General features: G+C 72.1%; 15 protein-coding genes. 6 read left to right on the forward strand and 9 right to left on the reverse strand.

Annotated features, from left to right (window positions below; translation table 11 throughout):
* The first annotated feature begins 84 nt into the window (after window positions 1-84).
* The 5 genes from RIN75_RS12640 (at window position 85) to narI (ending at window position 7,881) form a co-directional block, all read left to right on the forward strand.
* The gene (locus RIN75_RS12640; RefSeq protein WP_309112118.1) at window positions 85-840 is read left to right on the forward strand and encodes a methyltransferase domain-containing protein; all 756 of its coding nucleotides are present in this window, start codon (window positions 85-87) and stop codon (window positions 838-840) included.
* Window positions 841-1,227: 387 nt separating this feature from the next.
* Window positions 1,228-4,845 (forward strand): nitrate reductase subunit alpha, encoded by a 3,618-nt coding sequence (locus tag RIN75_RS12645; RefSeq protein WP_309112119.1) that lies wholly within the window; start codon window positions 1,228-1,230, stop codon window positions 4,843-4,845.
* Window positions 4,845-6,506 (forward strand): nitrate reductase subunit beta, encoded by a 1,662-nt coding sequence (gene narH / locus RIN75_RS12650; protein ID WP_309112055.1) that lies wholly within the window; start codon window positions 4,845-4,847, stop codon window positions 6,504-6,506. The genes RIN75_RS12645 and narH overlap by 1 nt, the downstream gene beginning before the upstream one ends.
* Window positions 6,503-7,159, forward strand: a complete 657-nt coding sequence (gene narJ, locus RIN75_RS12655; protein WP_309112056.1) for a nitrate reductase molybdenum cofactor assembly chaperone — start codon at window positions 6,503-6,505, stop codon at window positions 7,157-7,159. Before narH ends, narJ begins: the two co-directional genes overlap by 4 nt.
* Complete coding sequence (narI, locus tag RIN75_RS12660) at window positions 7,156-7,881, forward strand: respiratory nitrate reductase subunit gamma (protein ID WP_309112057.1); 726 nt, start codon at window positions 7,156-7,158, stop codon at window positions 7,879-7,881. The genes narJ and narI overlap by 4 nt, the downstream gene beginning before the upstream one ends.
* Before the next feature lies 1 nt (window position 7,882).
* Here narI and RIN75_RS12665 read toward each other — a convergent pair whose 3' ends face one another.
* The 3 genes from RIN75_RS12665 to RIN75_RS12675 form a co-directional block, all read right to left on the reverse strand.
* Window positions 7,883-8,605, reverse strand: coding sequence for a serine protease (locus RIN75_RS12665; protein ID WP_309112058.1), 723 nt, complete (start codon window positions 8,603-8,605; stop codon window positions 7,883-7,885).
* Between the two features lie 171 nt (window positions 8,606-8,776).
* Window positions 8,777-9,535, reverse strand: coding sequence for a hypothetical protein (locus RIN75_RS12670; RefSeq protein ID WP_309112059.1), 759 nt, complete (start codon window positions 9,533-9,535; stop codon window positions 8,777-8,779).
* Window positions 9,536-9,726: 191 nt separating this feature from the next.
* Window positions 9,727-10,704, reverse strand: a complete 978-nt coding sequence (locus RIN75_RS12675) for a helix-turn-helix domain-containing protein (protein WP_309112060.1) — start codon at window positions 10,702-10,704, stop codon at window positions 9,727-9,729.
* A 101-nt stretch (window positions 10,705-10,805) separates the two neighbouring features.
* On the opposite strand from RIN75_RS12675, the gene RIN75_RS12680 reads away from it, so the two are divergent.
* Window positions 10,806-11,837 (forward strand): LuxR C-terminal-related transcriptional regulator, encoded by a 1,032-nt coding sequence (locus RIN75_RS12680; protein ID WP_309112061.1) that lies wholly within the window; start codon window positions 10,806-10,808, stop codon window positions 11,835-11,837.
* 3 nt (window positions 11,838-11,840) lie between these two features.
* Here the strand turns inward: RIN75_RS12680 and RIN75_RS12685 are convergent, their stop codons facing one another.
* From RIN75_RS12685 to RIN75_RS12710, 6 genes are read right to left on the reverse strand one after another with little or no spacing between them, the layout of a single operon-like run.
* Window positions 11,841-13,700 carry a carbamoyltransferase C-terminal domain-containing protein gene (locus RIN75_RS12685; RefSeq protein ID WP_309112062.1) on the reverse strand — a complete coding sequence of 620 codons (1,860 nt, stop codon included), beginning with the start codon at window positions 13,698-13,700 and terminating at the stop codon, window positions 11,841-11,843.
* Entirely contained in the window at window positions 13,697-14,329 is a 633-nt protein-coding gene (locus RIN75_RS12690) for a holo-ACP synthase (protein ID WP_309112063.1), read from the reverse strand. The genes RIN75_RS12685 and RIN75_RS12690 overlap by 4 nt, the downstream gene beginning before the upstream one ends.
* Complete coding sequence (locus RIN75_RS12695; RefSeq protein ID WP_309112064.1) at window positions 14,326-15,633, reverse strand: MATE family efflux transporter; 1,308 nt, start codon at window positions 15,631-15,633, stop codon at window positions 14,326-14,328. The genes RIN75_RS12690 and RIN75_RS12695 overlap by 4 nt, the downstream gene beginning before the upstream one ends.
* Window positions 15,630-16,787: an acyl-CoA dehydrogenase family protein gene (locus RIN75_RS12700; RefSeq protein ID WP_309112065.1), complete on the reverse strand. Its 1,158-nt coding sequence runs from the start codon at window positions 16,785-16,787 to the stop codon at window positions 15,630-15,632. The genes RIN75_RS12695 and RIN75_RS12700 overlap by 4 nt, the downstream gene beginning before the upstream one ends.
* Window positions 16,777-17,415: a hypothetical protein gene (locus tag RIN75_RS12705; RefSeq protein WP_309112066.1), complete on the reverse strand. Its 639-nt coding sequence runs from the start codon at window positions 17,413-17,415 to the stop codon at window positions 16,777-16,779. The genes RIN75_RS12700 and RIN75_RS12705 overlap by 11 nt, the downstream gene beginning before the upstream one ends.
* Window positions 17,412-18,218: a hypothetical protein gene (locus RIN75_RS12710; protein ID WP_309112067.1), complete on the reverse strand. Its 807-nt coding sequence runs from the start codon at window positions 18,216-18,218 to the stop codon at window positions 17,412-17,414. Before RIN75_RS12710 ends, RIN75_RS12705 begins: the two co-directional genes overlap by 4 nt.
* Between the last annotated feature and the right edge of the window lie 11 nt (window positions 18,219-18,229).

Genomic DNA, 18,229 nt, shown 5'->3' on the forward strand with positions numbered 1-18,229 from the left:
CAAGCTGGGAAGTCCGTGCGGTACCGGCGACTTCGCGCGCATCGGGGCGCGCCTGCGCCGGGGGTGGAGGAGGCTGTCGTGGAGATGGCGGAGCGCTTGGCCGGGTACGCGAGGGCGTTGCGGGGGCTCGGCGCGATCCGGACGGACGTCGTCGAGCGGGCCTTCCGGTCGGTCAGGCGGGACCTGTGCGTGACGCACTTCTACCCGGCGCCGGGTGAGCGCGTCGACGTCCTGCCGGGTGGGGCCTCCGACGCGGTGTTGGACGTTGTCTACCAGGACGTTCCACTGCCCGTCCGGCGGCCGGGGGCGGGGGTCGCGGACCTGTGCTCGGCGGCGCGGCCCAGTGTGGTGGCGCGGATGGTGGAGGCGTTGGAACTCCTGCCCGGGCACCGGGTGCTGGAGATCGGGTCGGGCAACGGGTACACGGCCGCGCTCATCGCGACCATCACCGGGACCCGCGTGTTCTCGCTGGACCCCCGACTGGACGTGGTGCACGACGTCCAGCAGGCGATGCGGCGGCTGGGGCGGACCGACGTGACGGTGGCGTGCGGCGACGTCGACGCCGGTGTCCCCAGTCAGGCGCCGTTCGACCGGGTGGTCGTCACCTTCCCCGTCGACCGGGTGTCGCCGGCGTGGCTGGACCAGCTCTCCGCGGACGGGATGCTGCTGGTCCCGATGCGCCTGGCCGACAGCCATCCGGTGCTCGCGGTTCGGGTCGATCACGACGGCGCGTTCGGCACTCCCGCGCTGTGGACCTCTCCCCGGGATTACGACTGGTCGCTCGCCGCCGAAGAATTCGACGGGCGGAAATACCCGGTGGCCGTGCCGACCCGTCGGTAACACGAACCCCGTGATGTGACCCGGATGTTAAAGATGGATGTGAACCCGTCCAGCCGGCCCCAGAGGCTGTGGCGTGACGGCGGGCGTTGTACCAGGTGGAGCGAGGTGGGTCGATCAAGGGGCGGGCGGGCGCAATGGGGGGGCTGTAAACGTGGGGTTACGGTCCACGCACGGGGTTCGGCGCGATAAAGTGCGAATTCGGGTCGATTCTTGTAACGGCCACCACACCGCCCTAGGGTGAGCCCGCAGGGTCATTGACGACGGCTGTCGATTGAGCGATTCACTATTCTCTCGGAGGTGATCGCCGTGTCGAAATCCCCCGCGAGCGGCGTTCGTCCGGACGGCACGGCGCGCGATTCCGACGCCGATTCCGGGGTCGGCGACTCGCTGCTGCGCCTCGCCAGGCACTTCCAGCGCGGCGAGACCTCCGCGGACGGGCGCACGCTGCACCAGATCGGGGGACGCGGCGCCGACGTGTTCTACCGGGACCGGTGGGCCTACGACAAGGTGGTGCGGTCCACCCACGGCGTGAACTGCACCGGTTCGTGCTCCTGGAAGGTCTACGTCAAGGACGGCGTGATCACCTGGGAGTCGCAGCAGACCGACTACCCGTCGATCGGGCCGGACAAGCCGGAGTACGAGCCCCGGGGCTGCCCGCGTGGCGCGTCGTTCTCCTGGTACACCTACTCCCCCGCTCGGGTGCGCTACCCGTACGTGCGCGGTGTCCTGCTGGAGTACTACCGGGAGGCCAAGGAACGGCTGAAGGACCCGGTGCTCGCGTGGGCCGACGTCGTCGAGGACCCGGAGAAGTCCCGCCGGTACAAGGCCGCGCGCGGCATGGGCGGCTTCGTGCGCGCCGAGTGGTGGGAGGCGGCGGAGATGGTCGCCGCCTCCCACGTGCACACGATCAAGCGCTACGGGCCGGACCGGGTCGCGGGCTTCTCCCCCATCCCGGCGATGTCGATGGTCAGCCACGCGGCCGGGGCGCGGTTCGTGTCGCTGATCGGCGGGTCGATGCTGAGCTTCTACGACTGGTACGCCGACCTCCCGGTGGCCAGCCCGCAGGTGTTCGGCGACCAGACCGACGTGCCCGAGTCCGCGGACTGGTTCGACGCCGGCTACCTGATCATGTGGGGCTCCAACGTCCCGGTCACCCGCACCCCCGACGCGCACTACATGACGGAGGCGCGTTACCGGGGCCAGAAGGTCGTCGTGGTGTCCCCGGACTACGCCGACAACACCAAGTTCGCCGACGAGTGGCTGCCCGCCCGCCCGGGCACCGACGCGGCGCTGGCGATGGCGATGGGGCACGTGATCCTGCGGGAGTTCTTCGTCGAGAAGACCACCCCGTACTTCACCGACTACGTCAAGCGCTACACCGACCTTCCCTTCCTGGTCACCCTGACCGAGACCGAGGTCGGCTTCGTGCCGGGCAAGTTCCTCACCGCCGCGGACCTCGGCGACACCGGCGAGGGCGCGGAGTCCAAGACGGTCCTGCTCGACGCGGACGGCACGCCGGTGGTGCCGCCGGGGTCGCTCGGGCACCGGTTCACCGACTCCGGGCAGGGCTCCTGGAACCTCGACCTCGGCGACGTCGACCCGCTGCTGTCGGTGGGCGGCGACGACCCGGTCACCGTCGCGCTGCCCCGGTTCGACACCGCCGAAGCGGGCGTGCTGCGCCGGGGCGTGCCGACGCGGGTCATCGCCGGCCGGCGGGTGACCACGGTGTTCGACCTGCTGCTGGCCCAGTACGGCGTGCGCCGCGGCGACCTGCCCGGCGAGTGGCCCACCGGCTACGACGACGCCTCCCAGCCCTACACGCCCGCGTGGCAGGAGGCGATCACCGGGGTGCCCGCCGGCGCGGCGGAGAAGATCGGCCGGGAGTTCGCCGACAACGCCGAGCGCTCCAAGGGCCGGTCCATGATCCTCATGGGCGCGGGCACCAACCACTGGTTCCACTCCGACCAGATCTACCGCTCGTTCCTGGCGCTCACCATGCTCACCGGCTGCCAGGGCGTCAACGGCGGCGGCTGGGCGCACTACGTGGGCCAGGAGAAGTGCCGCCCGATCACCGGGTGGTCCACGCTGGCGTTCGGCCTGGACTGGCAGCGCCCGCCCCGGCAGATGCAGGGCACGATCTTCTGGTACCTGGCCACCGACCAGTGGCGCTACGACCCGTTCACCGCCGAGGTGATGTCCTCGCCGCTGGCCACCGGGCGCTTCGCCGGGCGCACCGCGGCCGACAACATCGCGCTGGCGTCGCGGCTGGGCTGGATGCCGAGCTACCCGACGTTCAACCGCAACCCGCTGGACCTGGTCGACGAGGCGGAGCGGCTGGGCAAACCCGCCGCGGACCACGTGGTGGACGGCCTGAAGTCCGGGCACCTGCGGTTCGCCTGCGAGGACCCGGACGCCCCGGAGAACTTCCCGCGCGTGCTCACCGTGTGGCGGGCCAACCTGCTCGGCTCGTCGGCCAAGGGCAACGAGTACTTCCTCAAGCACCTGCTGGGCACCGACACCAACCTGCGCGCCCGCGACGCGGACGGGGTCCGCCCGCAGGAGGTGACGTGGCGCGAGGAGGCGCCGGTCGGCAAGCTGGACCTGTTGCTGTCGCTGGACTTCCGGATGACGTCGACCACGCTGTTCTCCGACGTCGTCCTGCCCGCGGCGACCTGGTACGAGAAGCACGACCTGTCCTCCACCGACATGCACCCGTACGTGCACGCCTTCTCGCCCGCGATCTCGCCGCCGTGGGAGACCAAGACGGACTTCGAGGCGTTCCACCGCATCGCCCGCGGGTTCTCGTGGCTGGCCGAGAAGCACTTGGGCAAGCGCAAGGACATCGTCGCGGTCGCGCTCACACACGACACCGTGGACGCCACCGCCCAGCCGGGCGGGCGGGTGCTGGACTGGAAGAACGGCGAGTGCGAGCCGATCCCCGGCAAGACCATGCCGCGCCTGGTCGTCGTGGAACGCGACTACCCGGCGATCGGCGACAAGATGGCCGCGCTCGGGCCGCTGGTGGAGAAGGTGGGCCTGACCACCAAGGGCGTCACCGTGCACCCGGACGAGGAAGTGGAATACCTCAAGGGCGCCAACGGGACCATCGCGTCCGGTGTCGCGGCCGGCCGCCCGTCGCTGGCCAAGGACACCCACGCCGCCGAGGCGATCCTGGCGCTGTCCGGCACGACCAACGGCCGCCTGGCCACCGAGGGGTTCCGCGCCCTGGAACGGCGCACCGGCACCCGGCTGGCCGACCTGGCCGCGGAGAGCGAGGGCAAGCGGATCACGTTCCCCGACACGCAGGCCCGGCCGGTGCCGGTGATCACCTCGCCGGAGTGGTCGGGCAGCGAGACCGGCGGCCGGCGGTACTCCCCGTTCACCATCAACACCGAGCGGCTCAAGCCGTGGCACACGCTCACCGGCCGCCAGCACTTCTTCCTCGACCACGACTGGATGTTCGAGCTGGGCGAGCAGCTTCCGGTGTTCCGACCACCGCTGGACATGACCGCGTTGTTCAACGAGCCCGCCGTGGGCGCGTTGGAGGGCGGGGTGACCGTGCGGTACCTGACCCCGCACTCGAAGTGGTCGATCCACTCGGCGTACCAGGACAACCTGCACATGCTCACGCTGTCGCGAGGCGGTCAGGCGATCTGGATGTCCGACCGGGACGCCGCGAAGATCGGGGTGCAGGACAACGACTGGATCGAGGCGGTCAACCGCAACGGGATCGTGGTGGCCCGCGCGATCGTCTCGCACCGGATGCCCGAGGGCACGGTGTTCATGTACCACGCGCAGGACAAGGCCGTCGGCGTGCCGCGCACCGAGGCGACCGGCAAGCGCGGCGGCATCCACAACGCGCTGACCCGGTTGATGATCAAGCCGTCGCACCTGATCGGCGGCTACGCCCAGCAGTCCTTCGCGCTCAACTACCACGGTCCCACGGGCAACCAGCGGGACGAGGTCACGACCATCCGCCGCCGTAGCCAGGAGGTGCAGTACTGATGCGCGTGATGGCCCAGCTCGCCATGGTGATGAACCTGGACAAGTGCATCGGCTGCCACACGTGCAGCGTCACCTGCAAGCAGGCGTGGACCAACCGCGGCGGCGTGGAGTACGCGTGGTTCAACAACGTCGAGACCCGACCCGGCCAGGGCTACCCGCGCCAGTACCAGGACCAGGAGAAGTGGAAGGGCGGCTGGGCGCTGACCAAGCGCGGCAAGCTGACCCTGCGCAGCGGCTCGCGGTTGCGGCGGCTGCTGAACATCTTCGCCAACCCGGACCTGCCCGCGGTCGCCGACTACTACGAGCCGTGGACCTACGACTACCAGAACCTGCTGTCCGCACCGCCCTCGGACACCACCCCCACCGCCAAGCCGAAGTCGTCGATCACCGGCGAGGACACCAAGGTCACGTGGGGCGCCAACTGGGACGACGACCTGGGCGGCGGTCCGGAGCAGATCGGCAAGGACCCGTTGCTGGGCAAGCTCTCCGAGCAGGTCAAGCTGGAGTTCGAGCAGACCTTCATGTTCTACCTGCCGCGCATCTGCGAGCACTGCCTGAACCCGTCGTGCGCGGCGTCCTGCCCCTCGGGCGCGATCTACAAACGCGCCGAGGACGGCATCGTGCTGGTGGACCAGGACAAGTGCCGCGGCTGGCGGCAGTGCGTGACGGGCTGCCCGTACAAGAAGATCTACTTCAACCACAAGACGGGCAAGGCGGAGAAGTGCACGTTCTGCTACCCGCGGGTCGAGGTGGGCATCCCCACGGTGTGCTCGGAGACGTGCGTCGGCCGGCTGCGCTACATCGGCGTGCTGCTCTACGACGCGGACAAGGTCGGCGAGGCCGCGTCGGTCCGTGACGAGAAGGACCTCTACCCCGCGCAGCTGGGCGTGTTCCTCAACCCGCACGACCCGCGCGTGGTCGCCGAGGCCGAGCGGGCGGGCATCTCCGGCGAGTGGATCGAGGCCGCGCAGAACTCGCCGGTGTACCGGCTGATCGTGGACTACCAGCTCGCGCTGCCGCTGCACCCGGAGTACCGCACGATGCCCATGGTCTGGTACGTGCCGCCGCTGTCGCCCGTGGTCGACGTGCTGAGCCAGACCGGCCACGACGGCGAGGCGGTGGGCAACCTGTTCGGCGCCATCGACGCGTTGCGCATCCCGGTGGAGTACCTGGCGGAGCTGTTCACCGCCGGTGACGTGGGACCGGTCCGGGCCTCGTTGCAGCGGCTGGCCGCGATGCGCGCGCACATGCGCAAGGTCAACCTCGGCGAGGACGTGGACGACTCGATCGCCGCGTCGGTTCGCTTGGCACCCGGCGAGATCGAGTCGATGTACCGGCTGCTGGCCATCGCGAAGTACGAGGACCGGTACGTGATCCCCGGCGGGGCGACCTCTGACGCGCACCGGCTGGAGGCCATTGCCACCGGGTGCAGCCTGGACGGCGACGGCGGTCCCGGCATGACCGCGTTCGACGTGATGGCCGAGAAGTTCCAGCTCGTCGACACCAACGGCGCGGCCCCGGCCGACAAGAGCCGGCGGATCAACCTGCTGGACTGGGACGGGGTCAGCACCGAGGGCATGTTCCCGACCGACGGCAACGGCGCCGCGGTCAAGGGCGCCGCGGTTAAGGGCGCCGCGCACGAGCCCGAGGCGATCGGGTGAAGGCCGCGCGGAACTCGGTCGCCGACTCGTCCGAGCGGGACACCCGGCTGGTGTGGCGGATCGCCGCGCTCCTGATCGACTACCCGACCGAGGCGGTGATGGCGATGCTGCCCGATCTCCGCACGGCGGCGGCGTCCCTCCCGTCTCCTGCTCTCGTGTCCTTCATCGACCATGCCCTTTCGGTTGGTGGTGGCACGCTCACGCAGCACTACGTGGAGACGTTCGACATGCGCCGGCGCAACTGCCTGCACCTGTCGTACTACGCCTACGGCGACACCAGGAAGCGCGGCATGGCGTTGCTGCGGTTCAAGCACGCGTACCGCGTGGCCGGGGTCGAGTTGGGCGAGCACGAACTGCCCGACCACCTGGCGGTCGTGCTGGAGTTCGCCGCGACCGTGGACTTTCAGGGTGGGCGGCGGCTGCTGGTGGAGCACCGCCCGGTGCTGGAGCTGATCAGGTTGTCGTTGGCCGACAGCGGGTCGCCGTACCTGGCCGTGCTGGACGCGGTGTGCGCCACGCTGCCCGCGCTGAACTCCGCCGACCGGCGCAAGGTCGCCGCACTGGCCGCGGAGGGGCCGCCCGAGGAGGACGTGGGCCTGGAGCCGTTCGCGATGGACCCCGCGCTGCACGCGGAATCGGGAGGACGACGATGAGCACGTTGCTGTGGCTGGCGCTGCCGTACATCGCGCTGACCTCGTTCCTGGTCGGGCACGTGTGGCGGTACCGGCACGACCAGTTCGGCTGGACCACCCGGTCCTCGCAGATGCACGAGAGCAGGTTGCTGCGCCTGGGCAGTCCGCTGTTCCACTTCGGACTGTTGGCCGTGATCGGCGGGCATGTCCTGGGGTTGATGGTGCCGAAGAGCTGGACGGAGTTCTTCGGGATCACCGAGGGCATGTACCACTTCGTTTCCGTGTCGGCGGGGACTTTGGCGGGCACGGCGACCGTGGCCGGCTTGGCGATCCTGCTGTACCGCCGTTTCACGGTGCCCGCGGTGCGCAAGGCGACCACGCGCGGGGACAAGGTCATGTACGCGTTGCTCGGGGCCGCGATCGTCACGGGGATGGTCAACACCGTGGGCGAGAACCTGATCGGTGGTGGGTACGACTACCGGTCGACGGTGTCGGAGTGGTTCCGGGGGTTGTTCCTGTTCTCGGCGCGGCCGGAGTTGATGGCGGACGTGCCGTTGAGCTTCCAGGTGCACAACGTGGTCGTGTTGGTGTTGTTGGGGATTTGGCCTTATACCCGGCTGGTGCACGTGTTCAGCGCGCCTGTCGGCTACTTCGTGCGGCCGTATGTCGTTTACCGCAGCCGCGACCCGCAGCGGCCCGACGCCAACCGCTACGCCCGTGCGTGGGGTGACCAGCACGAGTAGCTCAGACGCAAGCCGGTCGACACGCTGACCAGCAGCAGACGCCCGTCCTGGCGCGGGATGAACCGCATGGTCCTCGGGAAAGACTCAGGTTGCCGAGCCGGTTGAGCGGCACGTTGGTCGCCGACCCGCGCGCCCCGACCGGGGTGCCGACGACGACGCGGCGGCCGGGGCCCGCGGCCAGTCGGTGCAGCAGGGTCGCGATGCTCAGCGCCGCGGTGCCCGCGGCCTCGTCCAGGTCGAGGCGCCAACCGGTGAACTCCTTCGCGGCGGGCCACATCCCGACGATCTCGGCGACCGGGATGAGGTAGCCGGCGCGCGCCGACTTCTGCGCCGCGACGACGATGCCGACCACGGCGCCGATGGTGTCGTCCCACACCGGCGCGCCGGAGAAGCCGCGGTCCACGACGTGCCCGAAGCCGCGGACGTCGTCCATCTGCACCCAGCCCGGCCCGACCCGGCCGCCGAGCCTGCCGCGCGCCTCGGCCAGGAAACCGCGCGTGAAGCCGTGGACGACGAAGTCGTGGTCGCTCAACGCGATCGGCGACCGCGGCGGCGCGACGACCGCCCGCGGGACCGGTTCGGCGAGCCGGAGCACGGTCAGGTCACCACTCCCGTCCTCGACGACCGGCACGGACAGCTCCACCGCGGCCGTGGTGGTGGCACCGAGGTGCACCACCGTGACCCGGACGTCGCCCGCGGGCAGCACGTGGGTGCAGGTCAGCACCAGGTGGGGGCGACCAGCACGCCGGCGCCGACCGGCTCGCCCGCGTGGTCGATCCGCACCAGCCACGGCGGGCGCTCTCGGAAGCTCGCGCGCATGGGCTGATCACACCAGATCGGGTGTGGTCGGACCAGGAGAACGCCCCGTGCCGGGCTCCCGCTTCCGGCGGTCCGGTCAGTTGACCGAGCAGGTGGCGAACCGCTCCAGTCCCTCCGGTTTGGCCGCGACCCGGCCGATGGCCGTCTCGATCCGGTTCAGCGCCGCCTCGCGCTTGCTCTTGAGCGGTCCGAGGATCGCGTTCTGGACGAAGTTCGGGCCGCCCTGGCCCACCGAGTTCTTCAGCCGCTCGTTGGCCTCGGCGATCTGCTTGTCCAAGTTGGACAGTTCCCGGTCGACCTCGGCGCGCGCCGCCGCCGGGACGGCGACCGGGATCACCGGGTCCGGGCAGGCGATCCGCCCGACCGGCTGCGGCCCTTGCGGCTGCCCGGCCGCGGCACTCGTGGCGGGGGCGCTGGTGATGGGGGCCGGACCGGGGGCTTGATCGCCGGGCTGCCCGAGCGAGCAGGTCGCGAACCGGTCCAGGCCCTGCGGTGCGACGCCCTTGCGGCCGATGGCGATTGCGATGCGGTCCAGTGCCGCGACCCGCTTGCTCTTCAACGGTCCGAGGATCGCGTTCTGGACGAAGTTCGGGCCGCCCTGGCCCACCGAGTTCTTCAGCCGCTCGTTGGCCTCGGCGATCTGCTTGTCGAGGTTGGCCAGCTCGCGGTCGACCTCGGCGCGGGCGGAGTCGGGGATGGTCAGGGCCTGGACCGCGCTCACCGGACTGGGGCACAGGATCGCCTGGGCCGGCGCGGAGTCGCCTGAGCCGGCCGCAAGGGCCGCTACGGCCATCGCGGTGCTCAACGCGCCCGCGCCGACCAAACCGACGACCATGACGCGTTTCCGGCGCTGGGGGACTGAGTGCGCTCGCGACATCTGGAACCTCACGATGGGTTGTGGACGCGTCGGGAACCCCGACGCCCGACCGAAAAGCCGAAAGCCGCAAAGCCGAAAGATCTTCAGCGGCTCGCACTGCGGGATACGGCCGGTCCACACGGCCGGTTCGGCAGTTAGGGGTGCCGGGCTCAGCCCGACCGCCGCCGGCCCGGCGAGCCGAGGTCGGCGGGCAGGGTGCTGCCCGGCCCGTGGGTGACGACGTGCTCGGCCGCCAGCACCAGCGCCAACGGCTGGTAGCCGCACAGCTCCGCGATGGCCTCCGGGTCGACGTCGGTGCACCGGTCGCCGATGATCGAGCGGACCAGGCGCACGGCTTCGGCGGGGGTCAGGTCCGGCACGGTGAGGGTCACCGCGCCCAGGCGGGAGGCCAGGCCGGGCAGCCGGACCCGGCTGGTGACCAGCACCGCGCAGCCCGGCGAACCGGGCAGGAACGGGTGGACCTGCCGCGCGTGGGCCGCGTCGTCCAGCACCAGCAACACCTTCCGGTCGTGCAGGAGCGAGCGGAACGCGGCGGCCCGCTGGTCCACGCCGGTCGGGACGCCGGGCCGGGGCACCCCCAGCGCGATCAGCACGTCGGCCAGCAGGTCGGCGGGCGGCAGTTCGGCGTCCGCCCCGCCCAGGTCCACGTACAGCTGCCCGTCGGTGAAGTGCCCGCGGGCCACGCTGCGCCGCGCCCACTGCACGGCCAGTTCGGTCTTCCCGACACCCGACGGACCCTCGACGACCACCACCGGCACGGCCAGGGACCGCTCGCCGCCCAGGAGCGCGTCGTCCAGGTCGGCCAGCAGGCGCTCGCGCCCGACGAAGTCCCGCCGCGCCAAGGGCAACTGGGCGGGCCGCGCCCAGCCGGGCCGGCGCCGGGCGGAGGGCTCCAGGGCCGCCGCGATCGAGACGAACGTGGCGCCGGTGTCGAAGACCCGGTCGCAGGCCTGGGCGAAGCGCAGTGACGGCGGCCGCTTGTCGGTCTCGATCTTGCTGATGTGCCCGCGGTCGTAGTGGACCAGGGCGGCCAGTTGCGCCAGGGACAGGCCCAACCGGTGGCGGTGCGCCCTGAGCAATCGGCCGAACGTTTCCGCGCGGCCCGTGCCGCCGAATCCCGCACTCATTGCCCGTCCGATTCTGCCACGGCGGTGGAACCGCGGTGTTGCCGACGAACAGGCAACACCGCGGCCTGTACATCGGGCGCGCCGGAGCCAATAGTGACGGCATGATCGATAACCACGTCGAGCAGAGTGGCTCGACCGGTCCGAACAGCGACCGCCTGGAAGCCCGGCTGTACGACTACGCCATTCGCCGGAAAGCCATAAGATCGCTCGAAGTCGCGGCCGCGGAACTCGGCGTTCCCATATCGGAAATCCACGTCGCGGTCGCCCGGCTGGTCGAACTTCATCTGCTCCGCACCGATCCCGCCACCCGCGACCACCTCCTGCCGACCGTGCCGCAACTCGCGGCAACGGCCCTGGTCTCCCCCATCGAGCGGGCAATCTACCAGTGGCAGGAGCTGGCCGACCGGTTCCGGGAACGCATCGCGGGGATTGCGGGATCGACGCGCCGCGACGATGAGCACATCGGCGTAATAGACGGCGTGAGTGGAGTAGCGGAGATCCGCGGCGTGCTCGGTTCGGCCGGTCGGGACTGCCGCCGGGAACTGGTCGTGCTGCACCCCGGTCGGCATGGCGAAGAGTTGGTGGACGAGTTGCTGGAAACGTGTTACCGGGTGCTCGACCGGGGTGTCGCGATCCGCCTCATCTGCCCCCACCAAAGCCGCGCGAGGTTCGCTTCCCGCGCAAAAGTTTCGCAACTCCTCGACGCCGGCGCGCAGATCCGGACGCGCAGCAGGTTACCGCGCGCGGCGGTGGTCTTCGACGAATCCCTGGCCATTCTCCTCGACTTCCCGGCGGCGCCCGGCGGGCACCCGACCGCGCGGCGGGTGCGCGACCGGGACGTCGTGCGGTTCGTCGTCGACACGTTCAACCAGCACTGGGACGACGCGACGCCGTTCAGCGCCGCCGCGCCGGGTTACGCCGACGCCGTCGACGACCTGCACCGGTCCATCGCCCGGCTGATGGCCCGGGGCCTCACCGACGACGGCGTGGCGCGGCACCTGGGGATGTCCGTGCGGACGTGCCGCCGCCACATCGCGTCCCTGTTGCAGAACCTGAACGCGGTCAGCCGGTTCCAGGCGGGCGTGCGGGCGGCCGCGTTGCTCGACCAGCCCGCCCGCCCGCAACCGGGCTGAGGACTACGCCGTCGGCGCGGGTGTCCGCGCCGTCGCGGCGAGCACGTCCGGCACCGCCCAGTCCTTGGCGTGCACGACGTTGCCGACGACCAGCACGTCCAGCCGGGACTCGTCGAAGGTCCGGAACGCCTCGCTCGCCGACCGGGCCGTCGGTTGGCCCTTCACGTTCAGCGAGGTGTTGATCAACGTGCCGACCCCGGTCCGCCGCTCGAACTCGTCGAGCACCCGCCACAGGCGCGGCTGCTCGGCGGCGTGGACGACCTGCACCCGCGCGGTGCCGTCGTCGTGCACCACGGCCGCGATCTCGTCGGCGCGTTCCGGGCGCACGGGCACGGCGATGGTCATGTGCCGCATGTTGGTGCCCGCCGGGATGCGGAAGTACCGCGTGGCGCACTCGGATTTCACAATGGGCGCGAGCGGCCGGAACCCCTCCCGGAACTTCACCGCCGCGTTCACCCGGTCGCGGGTCTCGCGCCGGCGCGGGTCGGCGAGGATGCTGCGGTTGCCCAACGCGCGCGGCCCGAACTCCAGCCGCCCCTGCGCCCAGCCGATCACCAGGCCCCGGGCGAGCAGGTGCGCGGCGATTACCTCCGGGTCGTCCACCTCGACGGTGAAGTAGGAGTGCGCGGGGACGCGGTCGGAGTGCACGTCCGGTCCGAGGAAGGTGCTCACCGGGTAGTGCTCGGCGGCGCGCAGCAGGTCCGCGCCCAGCAGGGCGGCGCCGACCGCCGTCCCCTCGTCGCCCGCGGCGGGCTGCACGTACACGCCGTCCACCAGGCCCGACGCGGCGAGCTTGCCGACGGCCACGCAGTTGAGCGCCACCCCGCCCGCGAACGCCACGCGGCGCAGCCCGGTGCGGGCCACCCAGTGCCCCACCAGGTGGAACAACGCCTCCTCCAGCCGCCGCTGGCCCGCGGCGGCGAGGTCGAAGTGCACCTGCTCGATCTCCCCGCGCGCCGGCGGGCAGCCCTGCTCGGCCAGCCACCGCCTGCTCCCGGCGAACGTCTCCTTGCTCAGCGGGTCGTGGTTGCGCCGCAGCAGCGGGATGTCGAACCGGCCGTCGGCGCCGAGCACGACGGCGTCGCGCATGGTGCCGGCGAACCGCTCGGCGTCACCGGACGCGGCCATGGCCATCACCTTGTACTCGTCGCTGTTGGGCCAGTAGCCCAGGTGCATGGTCATCACCGAGTAGAACAGCCCCAGGCTGCTGCGGAAGTCCAGCGCGGCCAGCCGGGTCAGCGCGCCGCCGGCCCACCGGTACACGCTCACCGCGTGCAGTTCGCCCATGCCGTCGACCACGACGACGAGCGCCTCGTCGAACCCGCTGGGCACGGCGGCGGTCAGCGCGTGCGCCTCGTGGTGGCGCACCGGCCGCACGTCGAGGCCGGACAGCTCCGGGAAGTGCCGGTGCAGCAAGGTGGTCTGCCGCTCCGGGCGGTACACCTCGTCGTAGCGCCGCCGGCTCAGCTCGTCGCCCATCGACAGCACCTTGGCCAGGCCGTAGTCGAAGCCGTGCCGCACCTGGTCCACGTCGGTGATCGACAGGCCCGCGACGTCCAGGCACGCGCGGACGGCGTCGGCGGGGAAGGCGTGGTCGAACTTCACGCCCGAGTACCGCTCCTGCTGGACCGCGGCCACCAGCCGGCCGTCCACCACGAGCGCGGCGGCGGCGTCCAGCCCCTGGCACAGCCGGGCCTCGCCGTCGGCGAGGTCGGGGAAGTGCGCCCGCTTGAACTCCGCGGTGCCGTCGAACCCGCTGTACCCGAGGACGACATCCGGCGGCCTCCGGCCCCAGTCTCCATTGTCCCACGGGGGTACGACATTCGAGGCCGAGACCTCGGGTGCGCCATCGGCTTCGCTCACGTTGGCCTCTCCCTGCTTCGTCGGACGGCGTCGGTCGCGGCGACCACGCTCGCGCGGGAGGCGGCGACCGCCTCCGCCATCGTTTCCGGGTTGGTGTCGTGGTAGGACTGCACGAGCAGGGCGGAGGCTTCCAGCGCGCACCGGGCCGCCCACAGCACGGCGTCGTCCAACGGGGTCAGGGCGTCCAGCGCGCGACCCGCCCGGCGCAGGTCGGCGAGCAACTGCTCCAGTGGCGGCGGCACCGGCCGGGGGCGGTCCGCCGCGCCGGCGATCGCCACCGCGACGACGTCCGCGCCCTTGTGCGCGATGGACACCGTCACCGACGCCACGCCGAGCCGGTCGGCGGCCTCCCGCGCGCCACCCGACAGCCGGATCGCCGGTTCGCCCGAGTCCTGCCGGACCAGCTCGATCCGGTGCGGCGGGACGCCCTCGAACAGGCCGTGGCCGAGCACCTTGAGCACCGCTTCCTTGGCCGCGAACCGCCCGGTGAGGTACTCCGCCGCGCGCGGCCCGGCCAGGGCGTCCGCCTGCCGCAGTTCGTGCGGCGAGAAGAAGTACCGGCGGAACCACGGCCGGCACAGCAGCCGGTCCAGTTCACCGACGCGGGCGAGGTCGACGCCGATCCTCATGCCGCCACGACCTCGGGTCGGCGCGCCAGCGCGCGGCCGGCGAACAGGACGGTGCCGCAGCCGACGACGTTGGCCAGGGCGAGCAGCACGACCAGCGAGTGCGCGTGCAGCGGGTCCGGGAGGGCCGCGCCGACCGCCAGGACGGCGGCGAAGAACGTCACGTTGAGCACGAGCGCCGCCACCGCCCGACCGGCCTGCTCCAAGTAGGTGAGCAGGGCGAGGGTGACGCCCAGCGCCGCCAGGGACGGGCCGATCCAGCCCAGGTAGTCGACGGCGACCGCGCGCACCGCGCCGTCCGGGGTCAGCAGGCCCACCAGCGGCTCGCGGCACAGGAACACCGCGCCCGCGATGACCGCGTAGGTCGGCACGGTCAGCCGGAGCACCATGCGGAAGGCGTTCGGGCGCGCGGCCTCGCCGTGCAGGGTCACGGTGATCGCGACCGCGGAGCCGATCGCGATCGCGGGCACGATGAGGAACAGCTGCACGGTCTGGCCGAGCCCGAAGCCGGTCACCCCGGCCACGCCGCCGTCGCGGATCAGCCACAGGTAGCCCAGCGAGGCGCCGGACAGCACCAGGAACGAGCCGGCCACCGGCAGCGCCACCTCCCGCAGCAGCCGCAGCGCCGGGACGGGGTCCGCAGGCCACCGGAACACCAGCCCACCCCGGCGCAAAACCACCCAGCCCAGGACGGCGAGCGGCACGGAGCCGGCCGCGAGCCCGACCGGGACGCTCATCGCGCCGAGACCCCACAGCTGTTGCGCCGCAAGGATCGCGCCGACGGTCAGCACCGTGGCGGCCACGGCCATGTGCGCGGCGGCGGTGGCCCGGCCCATCCCGCGCAGCGCCGCGCCGGCGAGCACGGGCGGCATGGTCAGGCCGTTGGCCGCGAGCACCGCCACCAGGAACGCCCGCACGTCGTCCCGCATGTCCTCGGGCACCGCGAGCAACGCCTCCAGCGGACCCGCGCCCGCCAGCACGACCAGCGCGAGCCCGCCGAAGCCGCCGACGCCGAGCACCGTCATCAGCACCAGCACGCCCCCGATCCGCGCGGTGTCGCCCCGCCGGTGCAGGTTCGACGCCGACACCTGCATCGCGATGGCGACGCCCTCGCCGACCGCCATGCTGATGAACCCGAACGGCACGTACACCGAACGCAGGTACAGCGCGTCACCGCCGAGGTGGCCGAGGAAGGCCGTCACGGCCAACTGGAGCAGGGTGCCCGCGGTGGTCATCGCGGTCAGGCCGACCGCCATCCGCCGCGCCCGGCCGGTCAGCGACACCGCCTCGACACCGGTGTCCGTCACGTGCCACCGCCGGCGTCGCGCAGGCCGCCCTGGAACACCGTCAGCCGGTGCACGTCGCCCGCGCCCTCCATGAACTCGAACGCCCGCACGTCCCGGTAGGTCTTGTTTAGCCACGGGTGTTCCAGCAGCGCGGTGGGTCCGAGCAGGTCGACGGCCAGCAGCGTGGCCTCCTCGGCGAGCCTCGTCGCGGTCAGCTTCACCGCCGAGGTCCCGTGCCGGTCCGGACGGCCCGCGTCCAGCGCGACGGCCACCTCGCGGACCCGCCGCCGGGCCACGGCCACCCGACCCGCCAGGTCGCCCAGCCGCTGTTCGTCCACTGTGGACAGTGTGGTCCGCGCCGCCCGCGCGTAGTCCAGGACGGCGTCGGCGACCCCGAGGGACATGGCGGCCAACGAGGGCCGGTACGTCGCCAGGGTCTGCCGGGCGCCGAGGAAACCGCGGCGGCTGGGTCGGCGGTCGAAGCCCAGCACCATGTCCGGGTCGACCGCCAGCCCGTCGAAGACCAGTTCGCTGATCCGGACGCCGCGCAACCCGAGGATGGGCAGCAGCTCGCCGTGGAAGCCGGGTGCGGGCGTGTCCACCAGCACGGCCTCGATGCCGAGCGGGCCGGGCGCGCGGCGGCAGAACACCACGCCGGTCTGCGCCCGCGCCCCGGTCCCGATGTACTTCTTGGTGCCGTGCAGGGTGTAGCCGTGCTCGGCGGGGACCAGGCGGGTCTCCAGCTCGGCCGCCGCCGACCCCTTCCCGTGCTCGGTGAGCGCGAAGAACGTCCAGGTGGGTTCCTTGGTGAACCGCTCGAAGAACCGGCTCTGCTGCCGCTCGCTGCCCAGCGCCTGCACGGCGGCGCCGGCCAGGCTGGGTCCCGGCGCGGCGAGGAGCACGCCCGGGTCGCCGTGCGCGAGCCGGTCCATCACCACCACGCGGGACAGGCACGACCCGCCGGGGAACGCGTGCGGGCCCACCCGGTAGGTCTCGCCGGCGAACCGCGGCGGGATCAGCATCGCCTCCTGCAACCGCACGGCGGGCAGGTCGAGGTAGCGGGTGATCGCGTCCGGGTCCTCGTCCAGCACCATTCCGGGTTCGCGGAGTTCACGGGCGATCTCGACGCAATGCGCGTCCAGCGCGCGCAGGTGGTCGGGAAGTTCAGTGGTCATGGTGGGCCGCCAGGTAGAGGGTGCCGACCTGCTCGGCGGTGAGCACCGCGCCGCCGGGTCCGTCGATGAGGAAGCTCGCCCCGCCCAGCAGCCGCAGCAACGCCCGGCCGCCGCGCACCAGGCGGGTGAACACGGCGGGCTGGACGTCGTGGCCGCCGTCCAGCAGCCCCTCGGTCTCCTCGACCAGCAGCATCGCGTCCGCCAGACCCGCCTGCACCAGTTGCCTGCCCAGCAGCGGGCCGCCCGCCGACGTGCGCTCGCCGAGGTCGGCCACGGCCAGTTCGACGGTGCTCGCGAGCACCTTGGTGTGCGCGCGGAGCAGGTGGTGGCGCAGCAGGCCGTGCCGTGCGCGCGCCGGGTCCCCGGGGGTGGGGTCGACGAGCTGGACGCAGGCCACGCCGTACCGCGCGGCCACCCGGTTGCGGACCGGCCGCACGTCCCCGCCGTGCAGCCGGCGCCCGGTCGCCGCGGACACCCACGACGGTCCTTCGGCCAGTCTTCGCGGTGTGGTGTAGGCGAAACCGCCGGGTCCGACCACCACCACGCCCGGTGTGTCGGGCGCGACGGAGTCGTGGGCGGCGTCGAGCCGGGCGGCGTAGGTGGTCGTCGGGATTTCCAGGGTGGTCATCGTCGTGCCTCACCGGGGGTCGGGGCGGGATCGAGGCGCACGGCGTGCGCCCGGCCGGTGCGCGGGTCGACGTCGCAGAGCAGGATTTCGGACCTGGTGTCGCGCCACAGGTCCGGCTTCTCCGCGAGCGCGAGCCACACGCTCGTGCAGTACGTGCCGGTGGCGCAGCGGACCACGCGGGACGCCGTGCCCGCCTCCACCCACGGCCCCGCGACCACCACGGTGTCCGGGTCCGTGGCGTCGAGCAGGGCCGCCAGTTCCGCCGGCGTGCCGGTCCACAGTGGACCGGCCACCGGACCGGGCGCGGCCCGGAGCACCAGGGCCGCGGCGGTCTCCGTCAACGGCGTGTCGTGCACCAGGGGGTCGTGGTAGGGCAGGGAGGTCTGCTCCAGCACGAGCAGCAGCGCCGTGTCGCACCGCCCGGACCGGTGGAACGCGTCCGCGACCTGCAACGCCGTGTACGGCGAGCGCAGGCCCTGCTCGGACAGCGCCATGCTGTACGCGCCGCCGCCGAGCCGCGCGTTGACGTGGGCGGACACCACCCGCAGCGGGTGCAGGTCCGGCACCGCGTAGGTCAGCAGGATGACGTCCGGCGCCGCGATCTCGGGCCCGAGGGCGGCGAGCAGGGCCTCGGCCAGTTCGGTGTAGCTGACGTTCGGGCCCTCGTGCAGCCGCCGCTCCTCGTAGGGCACGTCGTACTGGGCCAGCAGGTCTCGGTAGTACTCCAGCATGTCCTCGTCGAACGGGCACGGGTTGGTGTCGGACTTGCGCACCCCGGCCGCGCCCGCCAGCGCCAGCGCCACGGCTGCCTCCC

Source organism: Saccharothrix sp. (assembly GCF_031180885.1).
Classification (GTDB): domain Bacteria; phylum Actinomycetota; class Actinomycetes; order Mycobacteriales; family Pseudonocardiaceae; genus Actinosynnema.

Bases quoted from the DNA above. Each gene is read 5' to 3' on its own strand.
- RIN75_RS12640 (WP_309112118.1), top strand. From the start codon at position 85: ATGGCGGAGCGCTTGGCCGGGTACGCGAGGGCGTTGCGGGGGCTCGGC.
- narH (WP_309112055.1), top strand. From the start codon at position 4,845: ATGCGCGTGATGGCCCAGCTCGCCATGGTGATGAACCTGGACAAGTGC.
- narI (WP_309112057.1), top strand. From the start codon at position 7,156: ATGAGCACGTTGCTGTGGCTGGCGCTGCCGTACATCGCGCTGACCTCG.
- RIN75_RS12670 (WP_309112059.1), bottom strand. From the start codon at position 9,535: ATGGTCGTCGGTTTGGTCGGCGCGGGCGCGTTGAGCACCGCGATGGCC.
- RIN75_RS12675 (WP_309112060.1), bottom strand. From the start codon at position 10,704: ATGAGTGCGGGATTCGGCGGCACGGGCCGCGCGGAAACGTTCGGCCGA.
- RIN75_RS12680 (WP_309112061.1), top strand. From the start codon at position 10,806: ATGATCGATAACCACGTCGAGCAGAGTGGCTCGACCGGTCCGAACAGC.
- RIN75_RS12690 (WP_309112063.1), bottom strand. From the start codon at position 14,329: ATGAGGATCGGCGTCGACCTCGCCCGCGTCGGTGAACTGGACCGGCTG.
- RIN75_RS12700 (WP_309112065.1), bottom strand. From the start codon at position 16,787: ATGACCACTGAACTTCCCGACCACCTGCGCGCGCTGGACGCGCATTGC.
- RIN75_RS12705 (WP_309112066.1), bottom strand. From the start codon at position 17,415: ATGACCACCCTGGAAATCCCGACGACCACCTACGCCGCCCGGCTCGAC.